General features: G+C 62.5%; 22 protein-coding genes. 12 read left to right on the forward strand and 10 right to left on the reverse strand.

Translation table 11 applies throughout. The features are described from left to right. The first annotated feature begins 881 nt into the window (after positions 1-881). From AC5ZG5_RS05290 to AC5ZG5_RS05300, 3 genes are all read left to right on the forward strand, one after another. The gene (locus tag AC5ZG5_RS05290; RefSeq protein WP_208827056.1) at positions 882-1,241 is read left to right on the forward strand and encodes a hypothetical protein; all 360 of its coding nucleotides are present in this window, start codon (positions 882-884) and stop codon (positions 1,239-1,241) included. Between the two features lie 199 nt (positions 1,242-1,440). Next, positions 1,441-1,608: a hypothetical protein gene (locus tag AC5ZG5_RS05295; protein WP_196237332.1), complete on the forward strand. Its 168-nt coding sequence runs from the start codon at positions 1,441-1,443 to the stop codon at positions 1,606-1,608. Between the two features lie 472 nt (positions 1,609-2,080). Next, the gene (locus tag AC5ZG5_RS05300; protein WP_456646127.1) at positions 2,081-2,317 is read left to right on the forward strand and encodes a hypothetical protein; all 237 of its coding nucleotides are present in this window, start codon (positions 2,081-2,083) and stop codon (positions 2,315-2,317) included. A gap of 107 nt (positions 2,318-2,424) precedes the next feature. Here the strand turns inward: AC5ZG5_RS05300 and AC5ZG5_RS05305 are convergent, their stop codons facing one another. Together AC5ZG5_RS05305 and AC5ZG5_RS05310 are read right to left on the reverse strand one after the other, a co-directional pair. Then, a complete protein-coding gene (locus tag AC5ZG5_RS05305; protein WP_028165833.1) occupies positions 2,425-2,667 on the reverse strand; it encodes a hypothetical protein in 243 nt (80 codons plus the stop codon). 411 nt (positions 2,668-3,078) lie between these two features. Continuing rightward, positions 3,079-3,933 carry a DUF2306 domain-containing protein gene (locus tag AC5ZG5_RS05310; RefSeq protein ID WP_456646128.1) on the reverse strand — a complete coding sequence of 285 codons (855 nt, stop codon included), beginning with the start codon at positions 3,931-3,933 and terminating at the stop codon, positions 3,079-3,081. Between the two features lie 174 nt (positions 3,934-4,107). Here AC5ZG5_RS05310 and AC5ZG5_RS05315 point away from each other — a divergent pair, with 174 nt between their 5' ends. Then, on the forward strand, positions 4,108-4,314 hold the full coding sequence (locus AC5ZG5_RS05315; RefSeq protein WP_130230954.1) for a hypothetical protein: 207 nt from the start codon (positions 4,108-4,110) through the stop codon (positions 4,312-4,314). Between the two features lie 142 nt (positions 4,315-4,456). Next, on the forward strand, positions 4,457-5,713 hold the full coding sequence (gene serA, locus AC5ZG5_RS05320; protein ID WP_456646129.1) for a phosphoglycerate dehydrogenase: 1,257 nt from the start codon (positions 4,457-4,459) through the stop codon (positions 5,711-5,713). 180 nt (positions 5,714-5,893) lie between these two features. Here the strand turns inward: serA and AC5ZG5_RS05325 are convergent, their stop codons facing one another. After that, positions 5,894-6,124, reverse strand: a complete 231-nt coding sequence (locus AC5ZG5_RS05325) for a DUF6894 family protein (protein WP_028165830.1) — start codon at positions 6,122-6,124, stop codon at positions 5,894-5,896. A gap of 453 nt (positions 6,125-6,577) precedes the next feature. Here AC5ZG5_RS05325 and AC5ZG5_RS05330 point away from each other — a divergent pair, with 453 nt between their 5' ends. Together AC5ZG5_RS05330 and AC5ZG5_RS05335 are read left to right on the forward strand one after the other, a co-directional pair. Next, positions 6,578-6,859: a hypothetical protein gene (locus AC5ZG5_RS05330; protein ID WP_456646130.1), complete on the forward strand. Its 282-nt coding sequence runs from the start codon at positions 6,578-6,580 to the stop codon at positions 6,857-6,859. A 164-nt stretch (positions 6,860-7,023) separates the two neighbouring features. After that, positions 7,024-7,293, forward strand: coding sequence for a DUF2312 domain-containing protein (locus AC5ZG5_RS05335; protein WP_028165828.1), 270 nt, complete (start codon positions 7,024-7,026; stop codon positions 7,291-7,293). Between the two features lie 128 nt (positions 7,294-7,421). Here the strand turns inward: AC5ZG5_RS05335 and AC5ZG5_RS05340 are convergent, their stop codons facing one another. From AC5ZG5_RS05340 to AC5ZG5_RS05350, 3 genes are read right to left on the reverse strand one after another with little or no spacing between them, the layout of a single operon-like run. Continuing rightward, positions 7,422-8,081: a nitroreductase gene (locus AC5ZG5_RS05340; RefSeq protein WP_028165827.1), complete on the reverse strand. Its 660-nt coding sequence runs from the start codon at positions 8,079-8,081 to the stop codon at positions 7,422-7,424. A 4-nt stretch (positions 8,082-8,085) separates the two neighbouring features. Beyond that, positions 8,086-8,943 (reverse strand): alpha/beta fold hydrolase, encoded by an 858-nt coding sequence (locus AC5ZG5_RS05345; RefSeq protein ID WP_456646131.1) that lies wholly within the window; start codon positions 8,941-8,943, stop codon positions 8,086-8,088. Next, positions 8,940-9,959 carry a zinc-dependent alcohol dehydrogenase family protein gene (locus AC5ZG5_RS05350; RefSeq protein WP_456646132.1) on the reverse strand — a complete coding sequence of 340 codons (1,020 nt, stop codon included), beginning with the start codon at positions 9,957-9,959 and terminating at the stop codon, positions 8,940-8,942. The genes AC5ZG5_RS05345 and AC5ZG5_RS05350 overlap by 4 nt, the downstream gene beginning before the upstream one ends. Before the next feature lie 149 nt (positions 9,960-10,108). Between AC5ZG5_RS05350 and AC5ZG5_RS05355 the strand changes: the two genes are divergently transcribed. Then, positions 10,109-10,663, forward strand: a complete 555-nt coding sequence (locus tag AC5ZG5_RS05355; RefSeq protein WP_456646158.1) for a TetR/AcrR family transcriptional regulator — start codon at positions 10,109-10,111, stop codon at positions 10,661-10,663. A gap of 70 nt (positions 10,664-10,733) precedes the next feature. On the opposite strand, the gene AC5ZG5_RS05360 is transcribed toward AC5ZG5_RS05355, so the two are convergent. Beyond that, a complete protein-coding gene (locus AC5ZG5_RS05360) occupies positions 10,734-11,672 on the reverse strand; it encodes a hypothetical protein (protein ID WP_456646133.1) in 939 nt (312 codons plus the stop codon). 415 nt (positions 11,673-12,087) lie between these two features. Between AC5ZG5_RS05360 and AC5ZG5_RS05365 the strand changes: the two genes are divergently transcribed. Then, positions 12,088-12,333, forward strand: a complete 246-nt coding sequence (locus AC5ZG5_RS05365) for a DUF3551 domain-containing protein (protein WP_080663856.1) — start codon at positions 12,088-12,090, stop codon at positions 12,331-12,333. A gap of 517 nt (positions 12,334-12,850) precedes the next feature. Here the strand turns inward: AC5ZG5_RS05365 and AC5ZG5_RS05370 are convergent. Then, complete coding sequence (locus AC5ZG5_RS05370; RefSeq protein WP_456646134.1) at positions 12,851-13,387, reverse strand: hypothetical protein; 537 nt, start codon at positions 13,385-13,387, stop codon at positions 12,851-12,853. A gap of 1,015 nt (positions 13,388-14,402) precedes the next feature. On the opposite strand from AC5ZG5_RS05370, the gene AC5ZG5_RS05375 reads away from it, so the two are divergent. Further along, a complete protein-coding gene (locus tag AC5ZG5_RS05375; RefSeq protein WP_456646135.1) occupies positions 14,403-15,323 on the forward strand; it encodes a DMT family transporter in 921 nt (306 codons plus the stop codon). 62 nt (positions 15,324-15,385) lie between these two features. On the opposite strand, the gene AC5ZG5_RS05380 is transcribed toward AC5ZG5_RS05375, so the two are convergent. Then, positions 15,386-15,853, reverse strand: a complete 468-nt coding sequence (locus AC5ZG5_RS05380; protein WP_456646136.1) for a hypothetical protein — start codon at positions 15,851-15,853, stop codon at positions 15,386-15,388. 483 nt (positions 15,854-16,336) lie between these two features. Between AC5ZG5_RS05380 and AC5ZG5_RS05385 the strand changes: the two genes are divergently transcribed. Together AC5ZG5_RS05385 and AC5ZG5_RS05390 are read left to right on the forward strand one after the other, a co-directional pair. Next, positions 16,337-17,476, forward strand: a complete 1,140-nt coding sequence (locus AC5ZG5_RS05385) for a YncE family protein (protein WP_456646137.1) — start codon at positions 16,337-16,339, stop codon at positions 17,474-17,476. Positions 17,477-17,499: 23 nt separating this feature from the next. Continuing rightward, positions 17,500-18,267 (forward strand): hypothetical protein, encoded by a 768-nt coding sequence (locus AC5ZG5_RS05390; protein ID WP_456646138.1) that lies wholly within the window; start codon positions 17,500-17,502, stop codon positions 18,265-18,267. A 227-nt stretch (positions 18,268-18,494) separates the two neighbouring features. On the opposite strand, the gene AC5ZG5_RS05395 is transcribed toward AC5ZG5_RS05390, so the two are convergent. Beyond that, the gene (locus AC5ZG5_RS05395; RefSeq protein ID WP_456646139.1) at positions 18,495-19,082 is read right to left on the reverse strand and encodes a QcrA and Rieske domain-containing protein; all 588 of its coding nucleotides are present in this window, start codon (positions 19,080-19,082) and stop codon (positions 18,495-18,497) included. Between the last annotated feature and the right edge of the window lie 267 nt (positions 19,083-19,349).

Here is a 19,349-nt window from a genome sequence, read left to right on the forward strand (position 1 = left end):
CACGAAATTACTTCGCTGTCGTCGCTATCGCCGCAACTCTGCTCTGGCTAAGATAACTGTCCACGCGACCTAGAGCATGATCCGGAAAAGTGGGTACCGGTTTTCCGAAAAAGATCATGCTCAAACAAAGAGCGAGAGCGGGATGACGATTCGAAGAAAAGTCATCACTCGCTAGAGTCTTGCCTTGACGCGCTCGGGAATTTTCTCTGTCGTCGTCGGGAAAATTTCCCTCGCATGCGGCGCTTTAATCAGGTTGCCGAAGTCCATCGGCGCGATAAGATTCGAGACGCTACATCCCGCGCCTTGAACTTATCCATTGCGTGCGGATTCTTACCCAATGAACTTCAACCCCGCCTTCCATTCGTGGAGGCGGGGTTTTTCTTCGGCGCGCTTCGGCAGCCCGCAAGAGGGTCCGGCTAGGCCAAGGGGCTTCGCCGCGGCGCGCAAGCCCGGGACGACCCGCGCAAGCCCGCGACGACCAGAGGATCCTTCCGATTCAAATTTCAAGCAGCTTTCCGCTGTCATCGTCCGCCACCGGGTCGGCCGAATGGCCGCCCGATGACAGGCTCCGGAGGACGATCCAGTATTCCAGAGGCGGTTGAGTTTGTGCCGAAAAGCCGCCGGATACTGGATGGCCCGCCTTCGCGGGGCATGACGGCGGAGTTTGTGAGGGGATGCGCGTTCGCGTTCTCACGGCGTGAATTGCCCGACCTTTGCGTTCGTTTCACCCTCCTCGAAACGCAGAGGGCGTAGGGAAAGCCGGGTGCCGGTTGCACCCATCCATAGCGCCGCGGAACTTCACGGCGCGTTGACTGAAAGGTCGGAACGGCGCCCGTGTTCCACAGTTGGGCCTCCGAAGGGGCACCATTGGAGGAGGACCGATGAAGAAGCTCGCATTGTTGAGTGCCGCCGCAGTGTTGGCGACGACGTTCGCTACCCCGTTGATGGCGCAGGGAGTCACGCAGGAACCCGGTTCGATCGGGTTCAACTATCCGAATTCGCGCTACATGACGGGCAGCTATGGCGTCGGTACGCCCTATAACACCGGCCGTTATCCCCGTATGGGTTACTATTATCGACCGGTCTACTACGGACCCGTCTATCACCGACCTTATTACGGGCCGGGTCCAGGCGCGGTCGCTGCCGGCGTCGTCGGTGGAGCGATCGGTACCGCAGCCGCGATCGCCGCTGCGCCGTTCGAGCCGTATGATTCCTACGCCTATTACTACGATCCTTATTGAGGAACGCAGTAGCGACAGGAGAGCGGCCTACGGGCCGCTTTTTTGTTGCGGCTTCCGCTATGCGCCCGTCGCAACGGCAGAACGGCGTGGGCGCCGTTCCATCAAATCGTCACGTTCCCGGCGAATTGCGGCCAAAACCTGTTGGCTACTGGCGAAAACCGGGCAAGCACAAACATGGGAAAAGAAATTGTCCTACAAAATGATCGCAGAACGCGACAACGAGAAAGTCAAGGTCGAACGCCAGAGCTCATTGATCATCGTTGCCAAGGCACGCGTCTTCGCCAGCGCCGGCTGGCAGGTCGTGATCACGGACAAAGAGGGGAAGTCGTACGCTCCGGCGGAGTTCGATCGATTGTTAGCAGCGTGATTTTTCGGATTGCGTAGGGCGATAAGCGTCAGCGCAATCCGCCGATCGGCTGGCTGTGAGTGGCGGATTACGCTGACGCCAATTCGCCCTACCAGTTCTGCTTCATCAATTCAGCAAAACGTGAACGACCGATCGCGGGGCGCCGGACGGCGATGCGCTGATTGCGCGGCTGCATCAGCGGTTGGTGCCCGGGAAGATCATTTCATTTCGGCGCTCGATTGAGAACGTCCGTATTGTCGGTTGATCGCCACGGCGAAGCTTCTTCCTAAGACACATCAAGCAGAGATGCCCCGGCCCCTTTAAACGCACACGTCCGCCGTGGCCGATCACGATGATGTTTTTTGGATGATGAGTATCATTCTATTGAACGTGAACGTCTGATCGCCATCTGCAGCCGCGAACGCCACGATGACTTCGAAACGTTGGCGAGAGTCCAATGATTTGTTTGGTCAAGTCGAAAGGGGAATAGGCAATGACTAGGTTCAAGCTTTTCAGCGCGGTTGCATTGGTATCAGCAATGGTCGCGACTCCTGTGGTTGCGCAGCAGGCGGTCCAGGAGCCTGGCGCGGCGGCGTTCTATCAGAGCCTCGGCGTCGGCTCTCATTCCTACCCGCAGAATGCGCTGGCGTCTGTCGGCCGCGTCGACCTGTCGGTTGCACCTCCGGCGCGTCATGCGCGCGCGTCCGCGAGGCATCACGTCAGGCACTGACGTAGTGACGACGCCGGCGAGCATGGTTAAGCCGCCGGCTTTTTCCGACGAAGGCGGATTGCGTTCGCGCGCCGTCCGCCTTCAAGCCGTTTGAAGTGTGCCGTTGCTCAAATCCGCCCTGCGGAGCGCCACGCCGGAACGGGATCGAGTGGTGTGCGGTACAGTTCGATATTGTCGGCATCGGTGACGCGAACCGCGCAGCCTTTCGCTTTCAACTCGGGCTTGACCTGTGAGAGCTCGTTGGCGAGCTGGTCGGCTCTGTCGGAGGCGACGTGCAGGTCCTCGAGAATGATCGAGCCCTGATTCCTGAACTCTTCCCCAACGACGAGATCGAAGCTGTAGCAAGGCATCCGAACCACTCCTGTTTCGGTATGCACTGCATGGTAGCACTGAGTCGTTGGTTCCCTAATACGACCAACGCACAATGGTTAAGCGTCGCGCGAGAACGGTGTGCAGCGATGCCCGAATGCATCACACGGCTCGTCCCGCGATGAAATGTTCCGTAGTTTTCCGGTGGCCCGCTGGCCGCAAACTGTGATCCAGGCCACTTTTGCCTTGTTAGGACTTTATTAAACTTATCGGCGTCCCCTTAAAGGCACGGGAATTTGTGGCGGAACCGGATCCGGGAGCCGGCAGCTACAAGAGAAGGCCGGCGGCGTAACGCCCGCCGGTCTTTTCTCTGGACTGGCGGCGAAGGAGCCGAGCTACGAAGTAAGACAGCAATCCTGCTTCTTCTGGCGATGAGCGGCCGCCGTGCTCCATCACAGGATCAAGAGAAGCCTTTGCACAATCCTCGGTCCCCAGTGCAAGGCCGTGAAGTAGTACGTGCTTACTGCGATGAACGCTGCGGCGATGCCCATGCAAATCGCCGCTCCGATTTTGACGTGAGCAGCAGAGCGCAGCTCGCGCGCGCGAATGAACGCCTCGGCAACAATCAGATTGGGAATGTAGAAAAAGAAAGCCAGCACGACGTCAAAGCCCCCATCGAAAGTCGGCGTGTGGCCCATGTTGTGGCCGAGCAATGCCCAGAATCCGTAGTCCATCCGGTAGAGCCAGGATCCGATCACCAGTGCAAACAGCCGGATCGCCCAGGCGCGATGCTGCTCGAAGCGTTTGCCTCGCGCATGCCAGAACGTTGTGACGGCGGCGATGGCCGTGAGCGCGCCATAGAGGCTGAAACCGATATTCATCGGTGTCCCGCCGATGGTGCCCTGCACGGCGATAAAAGCGAGCCCGCCCAAGCCGGCCATGAGTGCTGACAATGCATAGAGCCGGCCGACCCACCGGTGAAACGCCGGTGCTCTTGCCCGCACGGCGCTGATCAGTTGCAACGGCCCGAGCAGCAGCAGCACCGTGCCGGCCGCAAAATGCAGCCCGATACCCATTGTTGCCAGCAGCGAATGCGGATCGTGAAGGCGCGGCAGATCCCGGTTCCACTGATCAAGATTTCCATCCACCAGCGCGCCAAGATAGATTGCAACGATATAGAGGCCGAAGATGGCCGCGCTGATCCAGACGGCAGCCACAAGGGCGGTCATCGTCCATCGCAACGCCGCCGCGCCGACGGCGTTGGCGCCGATCGAGCTGCTTTGTTGCCGATCAAGTTCGAATTGCAAGGACACTGCGATAGCTCAGCATAAGTTTGACGCGCGACGAACAGGATTTGGAGCTGATTGAGGCATTGGGATGACTGCAAGGCTCGGAGCCTGGTCGATGACGTTACCGATGTAATTCGAACGCATGTGATCGATCGAGCGCAACTTTCGTGGTCTCCAGCGCGTTGTGCAAGCATGACAGCTCAGCAAACCCTGCATCCCATGATGAACTTTGACCCGTCCGAGCCCGCGATCCTGCATGACCGCGCCACGGACGAGATTGTTACCTGGATCGGCGACGAAGCCGACGACTTCCGCCGCACCAGCAACGCGCGCGCCGACGGGGCGGTTGCGTGGCGGGAGTTCGTGTTCGACGGATGGGGGAATGTGCTGGGCGGGTGAGGGTCGGCGGAGTTGGTGGCGGGCGTGCAGCGCCAATCGCGGATAGCGGTTGCCTCGGGCGGCAAGGGCGGATATCCGTCCGCTCCTCCGGGCCAGACCAAATTCCGACGATCGGCCCGGGCAGACCACGAACGGACGACCGATGCCCCTGTCTCTGCCCAAGCAAAAGATCCGCGTCCTGCTGCTGGAAGGCGTGAACGATTCTGCCGTTCGCCTGTTCGACGCCAATGGTTACACCGAGGTCGAGCGTCTGCCGAAGGCGCTCGGCGCCAAGGAGCTCAAGCAGGCGCTGTCGGGTGTGCATATGCTGGGCATTCGTTCCAGGACCCAGCTCACCGCCGACGTGATCGAGGCGGCCGATCGGCTGATTGCGGTCGGCTGTTTTTCCGTCGGCACCAACCAGGTCGATCTCGACGCGGCGCGGCGGCTTGGCATCCCAGTGTTCAATGCACCTTATTCCAACACCCGCAGCGTGGCGGAACTCACCATCGCCGAGGTGGTGATGCTGCTCCGAAAGGTGTTCCCGCGCTCGGTCGCGGCGCATACCGGCGGCTGGGACAAGTCCGCGGAGGGCAGCCGCGAGGTGCGCGGCAAGACGCTCGGCATCGTCGGCTACGGCAATATCGGCTCGCAATTGTCGAATCTCGCGGAAGCCATGGGCATGCGCGTGATCTTCTTCGACCAGACTGACAAGCTCCGCCACGGCAACACCGAGCCGGTCGAGACGCTGGATGAGCTGCTCGCCGCGAGCGACGTGGTCTCCCTGCACGTGCCGGAGACGCCGGCCACTGCCAACATGATCGGCGAGCGTGAATTGCGGCAGATGAGGCAGGGCGCCTACCTCATCAACAACTCGCGCGGCACCGTCGTTGACCTTGATGCCCTGGCCCGGGTGCTCGGCGAGGGCTGGCTCGCCGGCGCGGCCGTCGACGTCTTCCCGGTGGAGCCGGCCTCGAATGCGGACCGCTTCGTCTCGCCGCTGCAGGGCCTTTCCAACGTGATCCTGACCCCGCATGTCGGCGGCTCCACCGAGGAAGCCCAGGATCGCATCGGCGGCGAGGTCGCGCGCAAGCTCATCGACTATTCCGATGTCGGCTCAACGCTCGGCGCTGTCAACTTCCCGCAGGTGCAACTGCCGGCCCGCCCAACTGGCACCCGCTTCATCCACGTGCACCGGAACGTCCCCGGCGTGCTGCGGCAGGTGAACGACGCCGTCTCCCGTCACGGCATCAACATCCTCGCGCAGTACCTGCAGACCGATCCGGAAGTCGGCTATGTAGTGCTCGAGACCGACGTCGTCGGCGGAGAGGGCGAGGGATTGCTGGCGGACTTACGGGCTGTCGACGGCACCATCCGCGTCCGCGTGCTGTACGATCAGAATCGGCCGATGGCGCGGTGAGGGGCTCCCTGGTCTGCTGCTTCGCGCGCCACCTTGGGCCGGGCCCTCGCATGTAGTGAAGCTCGGGCCGGTAGGGATCGCAGACGGCTCCAATCAGCTTGCAGCAGCCGGCGATGATCGCCTTCAGCGCTCGGCGCAGCGGCGTCCATGACGGCTGTGCGAGCAGCACCGGCTCCGCCCTCAATGCGACTTGCCAAGCACTGATGCGAACGGCACGGCGAGGACCTCGTCGCCGAGCTCATCGGTGACGTGCAGGACCCAGCTCCGCCAATCTTCCTCGCTTGGCGTCATGATGAGGGCGCGGACCAGGCCTTCCGCGTGCTCGCGTGCCTCGGCCAGGTCCATGGCGTGGCCGCATTCGTCGATGATGACGTGCTCAGCGTCGGAGCAGTGGAAATACAGTTCAGTCATGTTCCGCCTCCTGCGGCAAGCGACCTCACGGCTTATCGATAGCAGCAGGGATGACGGCTGAGAATCCGGGTGATCCCCCATCGGGAAGTTACGGGGAATGCAGAGGATTCGAATCAAGCCGATGTGATCGGTTCGCTAAACCGCTGCATGAGCTCAGAAAAATGTGAACGGGGTCGTTCTGCTCGCGGCGGGCCACGGCGTTCGCGTGACCGGGTTTTGCGAACGGAAAATCGTTCTGTCTTGCTGCTCGCTTCTGCAGTTCGAATCTACGACGCGCGCAGATGGCGAAACGAATCGCTCCATGACGCGACGATGACTGTTGCGCATTGATCCCGCTCACTATCGCGTCGGGAGGTGCGCATTCCCTGCATTGTTGCAATGCAACAATAGCGAATGCCGCAGTGCAACAAGGGACCTATATGCTGGGCAGCGAATCCACTCAGGAGAATTGCAGTGAAGAAGACTTCCCTAACTCTTGCGGCCCTCGTCGCGATCTCAATGGCGGGTGGCGCTGCCAGCTTCGCTGCGGAGTTGCCGACCTATGAACTCAACGGCCTGCCGATCTCGCAGGTGCAGGTTGGATTGCTGGGAGCGGCCAATGTCCGGGAGCAGTCGCCGGTCGCCACCACAGCGGCTTCTCCGCACCAGCTCAGCGTGCTGACACAGCGACCGAAACTCAAGGCGGCGTCGGCCACACAAAGCCCGACCCAAACCTCCGGTCTCGCGGCCCACTGAGCGCCGCGTCCAAAGCCGCACGAAATGCCAAAAGGCCCGCGACCTCGCGGGCCTTTTTTCTTGATGGCCGCCGCTTGTGGACGGCGGTGAGGCAGGACGGCGGGTTAAGAATTTGGTCATTTCTTTCCGCGCATTTTCACGACCTCATTCAGCAAAGAGGCACCATGTCTGACATCACCATTCCCGGCGGGCGTATTCGTTCCTTCGTCGAGCGGATCGAGAATCTGGACACCGAATTGCAGGAGTTGAACGAGCAGAAGAAGGAAGTCTTCTCGGAAGCCAAGGGCGAAGGCTTCGACGTGAAGATCCTCAAGGAGATCATCAAGCTGCGGAAAGAGGACAAGGACGAGCGCGACGAGCGCGAGAGCCTGCTCGATCTCTACATGCGCGCGATGGAAACCTCGCCGCCGGAAAAGACCGCCAAAGCGGCATGACACGATCAAAGTGACGCGCGTCGGGCGGGTGAACCATCGGGGCTGCGCTTCGCGCGGCCCGATGACAGGCTCCGCGTAACCTGCCGACGTCCGGGCAGCGTATCGCGGCCAATGCTGACATGGCGATGTCAGTCGAAGCCGCGGAACGCAACCCAATCGGAGATCGGGTCCCGCCTGGTCCTGAGCGTGTTGATGGGATTTTCGTCCGCGTATCCCAGGCCCATCCCGCAAAACACCATTTCCTCGGCTGGCAGTCCAAGCAGGTCTGCCAGCGTCCGGGGATAGCGCGACCAGTATTCCTGCGCGCAGGTCGACAGTCCATCCTCGACGGCGAGCAGCATCACCGTCTGGATGAACATGCCGAGATCGGCCCATTGCGGAGGGCCGAGCCTGCGGTCGAGGCAGAAGAACAGGCCGACCGGCGCGCCGAATAGTTGTCCGTTCTTCGCCAATTGCTGCAGTCGGCCGGCACGATCTTCCCGGGGAATGCCGATCGTGGTGTAGAGATCCTCTCCACATTCCCAGCGTCGGCGCCGGTACGGGTCCCACAGCGAATTCGGATAGACTTGGTATTCCGGAGGCTCTCCAAGCGGATTGGCAGTTGCGCGGGCCTTGAGTTCGTCAAGCGGGGCGCCCTGAAGCGCATAGACGCGCCATGGCTGGAGATTGCCGCCCGATGGCGCGCGCCTGGCTTTATCGAGCAGCCGCAGGACCTGCTGCTTGGTGACGGGATCGGATTTGAACGATCGAACCGAAATGCGCCGCTCGATAGCTTCCGCAACATTCATGAGATCAACCAAGGAGTTTGGTGAGCGCGTCGGCCACTTCATCCGGCCGCTCGAGTTGCGGATAATGGCCGAGACCGGCAAGCGCGGTCACACGGGCATGCGGTAGCTTCGCGCTTGCGCGTTCGAGAATAGCGCTGCCGGAAATTGGATCGGCAGCGCCATAGACGAAGCCAAGCTTGACGCCGGTCTGCGACAGTGCGGCTTCCCACTGCGGGGAAAGCCTGGACCGCTCGGCCATGTAGACGAGGTGCCGCGGCCAGAGCAGTTGTCCATCTGCGCGCCGAATGGCGTCCCACATGTCATCGAGCTCTGAGGCCGCGAGCCGCCGAGACGGGAACAGTGTCGCCATCGCTGCTTCGAGCGTTGCGCGCGAGAGCGATCGGGAGATGATCGGCCCCTGGACCGGGTCGGCGAGGGCGAGTTGCGTCGGGGTCGGACGGTAAAGCTCCGCGTAGACCGAGGAGTTCATGAAGATCGCCTGCCTCAGACCGAGTTCCAATCGGCCCGCGAGCTGGCGGTGCAGCATGTCCTGAAGCAGGATGCCGCCCAGATCGTGCGCGACGACATCGGCCTCGGTAACGCCGAGAGCAGCAAGGATCGCGAGCGCGCGGTCGGTTTGGATCAGCGCCGAATAATCGGCATCGGTCGGCTTTTCGGAGGCACCGTAGCCCAAATAGTCGAACGTCACGCAACGGTAATGGTCGCGAAGGCGGATGATGACGCCAGCCCAATCGTGCGAGGAGGTCGGAAAGCCGTGGAGGAAGACGACGGTTGGCCCGCTCCCTTCCACGCGCGTGAAAATGGCGTGGCCATCAACCTCGATCGTCGAGCCGCTATCCCACCACTCGGTAAGCCCCGTCATTGCACGCTCCTGACGTCGATACAGATCTTGCCGTGCTGGTCGGCGCTGGCGAGTCGGCGATAGGCTTCCGGCACTGCCTCAAATGGATAAAGGCTGTCGATCACCGGCTTGAACGCGGCCGTTTCGATGAAGGACAGCATCGCCTCGAAGCTGGCGCGCGATCCGACGGTGATGCCGCGGATCGTGAGGTTTTTCGAAATTACCTGACCAAGCTCGACCTTGGTCGACAGGCCACCGAGAAAGCCCACGGCAATGATCCGACCGTTCTGCCCGCTTGCAGCCACCGACTGGGCGAACGTGGAGTCGCCGCCCACATCCACGATCACGTCCGCGCCCCGTTTGTGCGTCGCGCGGACGACTTCCTTGCCCCATTCCGGTGTATCCGAAGCAAGGATTACGCTCTCGACACCGAGATTACGGATTGCGGCGGCCTTGGCTGCGGAGCGCGACACCGCCACCACGCGCAAACCTGCGGCAAGCGCGAATTGAGCGGCAAAGGTCGACACCCCGCCCGAGCCCTGCACGACCACCGTTTCGCCGGGCTTCGCGCCGGCAAGATCGAAGAGGGCGCACCAGGCGGTGAGTGCCGCGATAGGAAGCGTCGCGCATTCGACATCAGTCAATCGGTCGGGGGCGCGTACCACGAAATCGGCCGGAAAGACGCGCCGCTCGCAGAGCACGCCGTCCAGTGGCGAGCCCAGCGTCCGGGTGCGGTCGGAAGGCTCGCTCGGTCCCCGGTCCCAGCTCTGCATGTAACAGCCGATCACCCGCTCGCCGACCTGCCATCGCTCGACACCGGGGCCGACGGCGACGATGCGGCCGACGGCATCGGAGGCCGGGATCATCGGGAGTGGCTGCGAGGGCGCGTAAACGCCGCGCGCGATCGCGAGGTCACGATAATTCAGCGAGACGGCATCGATTTCCACGAGCACCTCGCCTTCGCCCGCGATCGGTTCAGGCCGCTCCCCGAGCGCCAATCCTTCGATGTCGAACGACCGAACTTCCCAGCATTTCATACAAATGGCCATCCAAATACATAGATGTATCTGAATGCAAAGATGTTAGGCTGTCAAGCGTCAGGATTCGGCTCGCGACAGGAGGACCAATGCGAAAAGTGAAGCGATTGAATCGCGAGGAGAGCCAGACACGGACGCGCGAGTTGCTGATGCGCTCGGCCTCGGCCTGTTTCGCCAGGCTGGGCTTCGAAGGCGCATCGGTGGATGAGATCGCCGAAACTGCCGGATTCTCGCGCGGCGCGTTCTATTCGAATTTCGCCGACAAGGACGAGATCTTTCTCGCGCTGCTCAAGCGGCACCTGGAGCGGGATCTGCGCGATTTTGAAGCGGCACTGACGACGAGTGACAGCTTCGAGCAGCTCATCGAAAAAGCGGCCGCACGATACGTCGAGCTCGGCGACCATCCCGATTGGTGCCTGCTGATGGCCGAGTTCCAGTTGCGGGTATCGCGCGCGAACAAGACCGACGACGCCTTTGTCCGGACCTATGCTGAATATCGTCAAACGCTATCCGGTCTGATTGAGCAGACCTTCGCGAAATTCGGCAACAAGGGGAGCCTGGCGCCCGCCGATCTCGCCATAACACTGCTCGCGCTATCGCATGGGTTTGCGCTGGAGCGCGCGGCATCAAGGGATGCAATTCCAATGGCGCTGACGGGCAAAGCGATGAAGGCACTGTTAATCGGAGCCGCGAGCAAGATGTAGTTCGCAGCGTCGGAAAACCGCTTCAGCGCGAGCGACGTGGAACTGATTTGCCCGTCGAGGGGCGCACACCTCACCAATATGGATCGTCCCAGGGGTCGACCGTATACGGCGGCGGCCTCCAAGGCCCTGGCGGCCGTCTGGGCCGCCGAGGTTCGATTGCGGCAGGCACGTGCGGGCGCGCAGCCACGCTGCTCTCTTTCCTCACGGTCGGCGCGGAGGGTTTCGCGGACGAAGCGGCAAGCTGCGCTTGCAGCGCCTGTATCTGCTCGGCGATCCGCGCACTGTCTTTCGCATTCTGCTCCTGAGCCGCCTTGAGCTGTTGAATGGACTCGGCGTGCTCGCGAAGCGTTTGCTCGTGACTGGTCTTCAGTTGCTCCAGCTTGTCGTTGATGCTTACAAGGCCCTGCGCGATGGTCTTGAGCGATTGCGCGACATCTATGGATGTCGAGTCGGCGGACTTGGCGGAGCCGGCTGGCGGAGCGTCTTTCGTTTCCTTGGGGTTCGAAGGCGCCGGCGCTTCCTTGGGGCTCGAAGACGGCGGGGAGGGTTGTTCGCCTGCCTCTGCCACCTGGACGGTCAGCGATCTGGTCGGACCGCGAGGCTCGGACGCCTCCGGGGACGCCATCGAGGCTTGCGGGGTCCATCGCGCCATGATCGCCTTGGTCTCATTGCCGTATCGCGAAGCCAGCGCAGCACCCGCGATGCCCAGCGCCAACAGAAGGCCGCCGACGGCTCGCAGCAGGGGCCGACCCCGTCTCGGGCCTGGGTCGCGAGCCTGGTTCTCTGGTGTTGGAGTCTCGTTCACGGTGGGAGCGTCGGGTGGCGCGGCGCCGGCATCTTCCTGCTGGACCTTTGGGCCGTCGCCGCGCTCCAATCCGGAGACCAATCTGTCCAGCCGCGTAAGGTCTTCGCCGGCACTTTTGATCCGTTCATAGGCCCGCGCCAGTTCGCCATCGGCGCGCGGCGTGCCCTGCGGTTCGTCCGGCTTCGGGTTGTCCGTATCAGCCACCGATGCGCTCTCCATTCAGTCTTGCATCAACGGAATGAGTGCGGCAGTCCGAGATCATCGGGAGGATAGTTGCCGTCGCCGTTTGGATCAAGATAAGGCCGGCGTGAGGGAGAATTTAAGGCGACCTCGGCCGGGCCCGGCAGATTACGCCGTCGGCTAATCCGCCCTTCGATCTGACGGCGTCGCAAGCCGACAATTGAGCTCCGCAGATTCCGAATCTGCATAGCGCGCCGCTCCGCCGGGGCCATGCTGGCCGGGCGCCCTGTTTCTCGGACGGATCGCAACTGCTTTCCTTCCCTGGTGCGCACCTTCGGGCCTGTGCCCGATGAGTTCGAAATCGATCGCGCCGCTTTTCGGCAACATTGCAAGAACGACTTCCTGCGTCGAACCAGGCACCAACCTCAGGAGGTATCGCATGCGACGTCTCATATTCGCCCTGTCCGTCGCCGTTCCGGTAGCAGTGGGAGCAATCTCGCCAGCTACCGCGCAGGACTACCCTTACTGCCTGCAGGGAAAGGACTGGGGCCTTCCGGGCCTTTGCCAGTTCTGGACCTACGAACAATGCCAGGCGAGCGCATCCGGCACGTTCTCCTATTGCGGGATCAACCCGCGCTTCGCGTTTTTCTACACGCAGCCAGGCCGCTGGCCGCCGCCGCACTGAGATCGTGGTGACATAAGGAAGGCCCGCGCGGCGGGCTCAGCGCGAACGGCTTGTCGGACGAGGTCCGGCCGTCCGACGTTGACGGCCGCTTCATCTGCATCGCGTCCGGCAAGCGGACCGGCCGCGCAACGACCGAGCCAGACCTGAACGGGGGCTGAGCCATGAAATGCACCAAGCAGTCGTTTGCCGTCATCTGCGCGCTCGTGGCAGTGCCTCTGTCCTTGAGCATTGGAAGGCTCAATGCGCGCGATTCCGATCTCGCCACCGACACATTGGCAGCCGCTCGGACCGCCAGGCAGCAATGCGTGAATACCTGTCGTGCGCGATATCGCGACTGTCATCTGAAACAGCTACCATCGTTCGAGCGTCGAGGTGTTTACCAGGACTGCACCCGATTCACTTGCAGTGGTTCAGGACCGGGATGACGCAAGTTGCCTTTGCGGCCGTCAGCGGCGAGAGTGAGCGGCGGATTACGCTGGCGCTGATCTGCCCTACGAACTGGTTTATGAGCACGCGCCTAGCATCCACCGATGCCGCCGAAGAGATCGCCTGCGCTGGCATTGCCGGCCATTGACGGTATCGCGCCCGGGCAACGCACGCTCGACGAGGCAACACCGCCGACAGCGCCACCCGCGCCCGACGTGGCGTTGGGCGTGCCGGTTTGCGTGTTGGGGGCAATGCTGCCCACTGGTGCCGTTGTCACCGCGGTGGCCCCTGCCTCCGCCGGAACTTGGTAGGTTGGGGCGCCGAGCGGATCGGATGCGCAGCCGAACGCCGTCAGATCGGCGCTCAGCGATACACCGGCCGCACAGGGCACCGCCACGGGCGCAATGGTGCTGAAGCTTCCTCCCGTTGCCCCAGTCACTCCCCGGCCGGATGGCACGATCGCGCCGGTCGCCGTGCTCACTGCGTTGGTCGGGGAGTTGACCTGCGCGCCGGTTTGAGCGCTGACCTGAGGGTTCGGCTGCGTGCCTACCGATGTACTCACCTGCGCGTGAGCGGTGGCAGCCACGCCAAGCCCCAGGGTGACCGCAAGGATGAGCATTTGTTTCATCGCGCTCTCCTGTATTGCCGAAGCGACGATGAGGTCGTGACACGGCGTCCGCCCGCCCGTTGCTTCAAACGCCTCCAACGCGGAGGGGTTCCCTGTGACCGAGCCGCAGTGCGCGGGGGCTACGTGTTTCGATTCGATTGTCAAACAGCGGATGCGATGCGAGTCCGCGTTCCCGCGGCACAAAATGCCCGAGGTCGCGTTTGCGTTGACCCTCTTTCGAGTAGAGGGCGCAGGGAAAGCCGGGTGCCGGTTGCACCCGTGGGCCCCGTGCAACAAAAAGCACGGGGGTAGGACCACAGGTCAACCGAAGCAACTCCGGCTTTCCCTGCGCAGTGGTTTTACGGCTTGCTTCGTGCTCTCCTCGGTGACCGGGCTTTCTTGCCACCGTCGCCCTTAGGGATGTTTCCATCCCTTAAGGACTTAGCGCCAGCGTCGGGGCGCCGGGACCACACGACTTCGCCGTCCGCGAACAACCGCGCTCGTCTTTCGCGAGCCGTCGCGTCCACCGCATCTCACCGCGCGTTCGTGACGTTGCGCAACGCCCCTCTCATCGGGTGAGACGCGCGGAGTTATAGTTCTGATTTGCCCAATGAGGCTGGGCAAATATTCAATCAGCCTTGAACGGCGCAGAAATGCATTCGCCGTTGCGGGCGATTGCACATAGAAAATTCCATCCTCATTGCCATGCGCGTCGCGCAAAGAAAGGACGTTCTACGAGGACGCGCCCGCGGCGAATACTTGCCCAGCCTCAATGGGTTAAGCGGTTTATTTTCGCCTGACGGGCTGGACAGACTTTCGCTGATTTGCCTGTCGGGTTGTTATGTCGCACCCATTGCCTCCACATCGTCATTGCGAGCGGAGCGAAGCAATCCATAGCGCGGCAAGCGGAGGCATGGATTGCTTCGTCGCTGCGCTCCTCGCAATGACGGTGGTGGAGGGGCAATCGGCCCATGCGCCCGTCAGCCTTGCATGGCCGTGGGTTGATCCGCTGGGGCGGCTGCCGTAAGCATCGGCGATGACCAAGCCGACCATCGGCGCCAATGCTCCAATCCAAAAATCGGATGCGAAACCGGCCCTGCTCGGGGTCGCCTGCGGCCTTGGCGCGGCGTTGTGCTGGGCGCTCGGCTTCGTCTCGACACGGCACGGGCTGAAAGTCGGATTCACGCCTGCGGACCTGCTGATGCATCGCTACGTGTGGTCGGGCACCGCGTTCCTGCCGCTCGTGCTTCGCGCCGGAATAGGCAATCTCTGCGGCATCGGATGGGGCCGTGGACTGGTGCTGATGGTGCTCGGCGGACCCGTGATGTCGATCATCAGCTATACCGGATTCCTGTTTGTGCCGTTGGGGCATGGCAGCCTCATCCAGCCGTCCTGCGCGACGCTCGGCGGCCTGTTTCTTGCCGCCGCTCTGCTGAAGGAGCGGGTTTCGTTTTCGCGGGTGTTCGGGGCGGTCGTCATCGTCGGCGGCCTTGCCGTGATCGGGGCTGAATCGATCGGCCATATCGGGCCCGACGGCGTACTGGGCGATCTGATCTTCGTCCTGACCGGATCGATGTTCGCGGTCTTCGGCGCGCTGCTGCGCCATTGGCGCGTCTCCGCCTTCTCCGCGGCCACCGTCATCAGCGTGCTGTCGCTGTTGCTGCTGCCGGTCTATGCGGCATCCGGCGGGCTCGGCCGCGTGGCGGCGCTGGGCCTCGGCGAAAACGCGCTGCAGGCCCTGGGGCAGGGGATCCTGGCCGGCCCCGCGGCGCTGTATCTGTTCGCATTCTCGGTCCAGCTTCTCGGCGTCGCCCGCGCCGCCGTCTTCCCGGCGATGGTGCCGGCGCTGACCCTGCTCGTCGGCTGGCTCCTGCTCGGCGAACCCCCGACCGCGCTGCAGGCGACCGGGCTGATCCTGGTGCTGTCCGGATTCTATCTAGCGCAACGGCAGCGGTAGAGCGCGTAGGGCAGCGCCGAGGGTGAGTGGCGGATTACGCTGGCGCTAATCCGCCCACGGTCCTAGCATCCGCCGATGCCGCCGAAGAGATCGCCTGCGCCGGCGTTGCCGGCCATTGACGGTATCGCGCCCAGGCAGCGCGCGCTCGATGAGACAACGCTGCCGACAGCGCCACCAGCGCCCGACGTGGTCTTGGGCGTGACGGTTTGCGCCTTGGGGCCAATGCTGCCCACTGGTCCGGTTGTCACCGCCGTCAGATTGGCGCTCAGCGATACGCCGGCCGGACAGGGCACCGCCACGGGCGCAATGGTACTGAAGCTTCCTCCCGTTGCCCCGGTCACTCCCTGGCCGGATGGCACGATCGCGCCGGTCACCGTGCTCACCGCGTTGGTCGGGGAGTTGACCTGCGCGCCGGTTTGAGCACTGACCTGAGGGTTCGGCTGCGTGCCTACCGATGAACTCACCTGCGCGTGAGCGGTGGCAGCCACGCCAAGCCACAGGATGACCGCAAGGATGAGCATTCGTTTCATCGCGCTCTCCTGTCCTGCCGAAGCGACGATGAGGTCGTGACACGGCTTATGCCCGCCCGTCGCTTCAAACGCCTCCGACGCGGAGGGGGTTCCGTGGGACCGAGCCTCAGTCTTACAGCGGGTTAGGCAGCGGGACTAGTAGGGGGACATCTCGGTGCTGGCTCACTACTGCGTCCGGCTCTAGGAAGCGCGAATGACCGGGCGATCTCAGAGTGGATCGAGATATCCGTCCAACTCGCAAGCTCCGTTTCCCGTTGACAGAACCAGCCGGCGGGTCGAAGCTGAGCTTCTTGGGGAAGCGATCTCCCCACGAGGCGACATGCTGAAGAATCGCGTCCAGTTTCCTCAAGGGCGCATCATGTCTGCCGTTATCCCGCTTCCGTCCCATAAACTTTTCGACCTGACCTCATCTTTGGCGGCCGGCATTCCGACCGCGCCATCGGAGATTGGCTCACGATTGCGATCGCGCTCGTCTCGCTCGCGATGCTGTTCCGCTGGAAAATCAGCAATCCCGTGCTCATTGCGGCAACTGCGATATCCGTGGCTGCAACCAGCATGGGTGATCATCAAATGACGGAAATCGTGCGAGGCGCTCCTGGAAGGGAGGGGAGGCCGATGATCATCATTCGCGGGTTTGCGCTCCTGCAGGCTATGACGGCAGCTGTTTTGCTCACCGGAGAAACCGCTGCCTTGGCTGCAGGTACACCACCGCTGCGCCTTGACATAAAAATCCCGCTCGCTGGCATTCACGGCCGGATCGATCACATGGCGGTCGATCTTTCCAGGCACCGCCTGTTCGTCGCTGCGCTCGCCAGCAATAGTCTCGCAGTCGTTGATCTGGAGGGCCAACGTCTGGATCGCATCGTCCCTGACCTCAAGGAGCCGCAGGGCGTTGGCTACAATCCGGCAACTGACACTGTCTACGTAGCAAACGGAGGCGATGGCTCGGTCAAGCTTTTCAAAGGAGCCGATCTTTCGCCGACCGGACGCATTGAACTCGGTGACGATGCCGACAACGTCCGTGTCGATTCAAGGGCGGGACGCATCTTCATCGGCTATGGTAATGGCGCCGTGACCGCGCTCGACGCTACAACCCACGGCAAGGTAGCAAGCGCAAGTCTGGGCGCGCACCCCGAAAGCTTCCAGCTCGACCGGAATTCGGACCGGATCTTCGTCAATGTTCCAAACAAGAACGAGATCGACGTCATCGACCGCGCATCTGGAAAGCTGCTTGGCTCCTGGCCCACGTCAGCCCGCAGCGCCAACTTCGCCATGGCGCTCGACAACGGTCGCCGGCAGGTTCTGGTCGCATTTCGACGCCCGGCCGCCATTGGCGTGTTCGCCGAGAGCGATGGACAGCTGAAGGCGACCATTCCCACCTGCGGCGATATTGACGACCTATTCGTCGACGAGAAGCGTGATCTCATCTACGCCAGTTGTGGCGAAGGATATCTGGATGTGCTCGCGGCGGACGGCACGTCCTACCGCACAATCGCTCGCGTCGCCACCGCGCCCGGCGCACGGACCTCCCTGTTTGTGCCTGAACTCGATCGCCTCCTGCTTGCGGTACCCGCAAGGGGCGGTGACGGCGCTGCGATCTGGCTCTATCGCCCGGTACCTTGAGCCAAGCCGATGGAGGTGCAGCCATGCTTCCAGGTGCCCCGCTGGTCCGATCCGCCTTATCGTTGCTGATCCTGAGTGTCGCGTGGCCGGAGATCGCCTTCGCCTACCGGCCGTTCGACGGCACCGACGCCGCTGTGGCCGCCCCTGGAGAACTCGAAGTCGAACTGCAGCCAGCCGGCGTTCGCCGCGACGGGGCTACCCCGACGCTGGTCGCGCCATGGACCGTCCTGAATTTCGGATTGAGCGAAGGATGGGAGGCGGTGTTCGAGGGACAGGGCGAGACGCCGCTTTCGCCGTCTGGGCCGACAAACCTGATCGCAGCAGGTGCGTTCCTCAAGCATGTCGTGGTACCGGGCAGCCTGCAGGACAAGAGCGGACCGAGCATCGCGACCGAATTCGGTGTGCTGCTGCCGGACAGCACGGGCGACAGCGGCGTTGGCGCAAGCTGGGCAACAATCGTCTCGCAGCGCTGGGACTGGGGAACGATCCACCTCAACGCGGAAACGCTGCTGACGCGCGACCATCATGCCGATGTCTTCCTCGGCAGTATCATCGAGGGGCCGTCGAAATGGACGGTGCGGCCGGTCTCGGAATTTTTCTACGAGAAGGAGTTCGGCCAGGAGGAAACCTTTTCCGGGCTCGTAGGCTTGATCTGGCAGGTGAGCGACAAGCTCTCTTTCGACGTCGCCTATCGCTACGCGGTGACCAATCACCATCCGGTCAACGAAGTTCGTGCCGGACTCACGTTTGGTGTTCCACTCCGGTTCTTCGAAAGCGTCCACGCCAGATAGAAGTATTGAAAATGCGGGGCGCTCTGACCCGGCAGGAACTCTTGGCCAAGCTCAATCGGAACGCTGCACCCAAATCCGCGACATCAAGTCCACCGCTGAAGGCATTTCGGTCAAGGCGATCAAGGACGGCAGGGACGTGTCGCGCGCCGTCGACAGCAGCGGTCAAGTCAAGGAGTGGCACTAAGCCGGCCGACTGCCAGGTCAACATCGCGTCCATAGTGCGACTCTCACCCTCCGGGCTGGCCGCCCAGCTTTCCGACGAACCCTGCGGCCACCGTGAGCGAGCCATCGGCGATCGCGAGTGGAAGTGCGGCCAGATGGCGAGGTGCCGGTCCGAATACGACTTCCGCACTTTGTCGGGGATCGAATTCGGAGTTGTGACAGGGACACTTTAGGACGTTTTTGTCGCCTTCCGATGCCTTGACCCACTCAGAGACAGGGCATCCCGCGTGAGTGCAAACCAGCGAATAAGCGACGACGCCGTTGGCCGATCGCGATCGGGACTCATCGTCGAGTTCGCCCGGATCAAGTCTTAGGAGGACGATCTCATTGAGCCGCGACCCCTTGCGGATCACCGAGGACTTCGGGTCTTTCGGCCAAGCGTGCACGGGTGGCCCGCCAAGCTCGAGATCACCCGGTTTGATGATTTCGCCGGCATGTTCCCCTTCGGAATGAACAAGAAAATCGCCCTTCTGTGGTCGCTCATCACTGCCCGGCTGATCCTCCTCCGCCACGGCTGGCTTCGCAGCGAGATATGCCCCGGCGGCCAGAGCCGTCAGCAGCAGCGAGCGTCGTACAGGGTCCTGACACGCCATCGCCCCGCCTCCGTTCGACCTTTCTTACCACGTGCGGTTTGCACCTTATCTTAGCCCAAATTGAGCGCCGCGGCTTAACAAATAAAGCACTTTTTTCGACCTCGGCAGATGCAAGTCATTCTGCGGCCGTTGGCGCGCTTGAAAGCTTGGCGTTTACATGCGGCTCGCGAAACTAAGGCCGGGTAGCGGACCGACGGGGACATCATCCCGGTACGACAAGTCAGTTGCGGAGCGAAGCCCGATCGGGAGTTCTCCGCGAGTAGTGGC

Source organism: Bradyrhizobium sp. Ses1 (assembly GCF_059512365.1).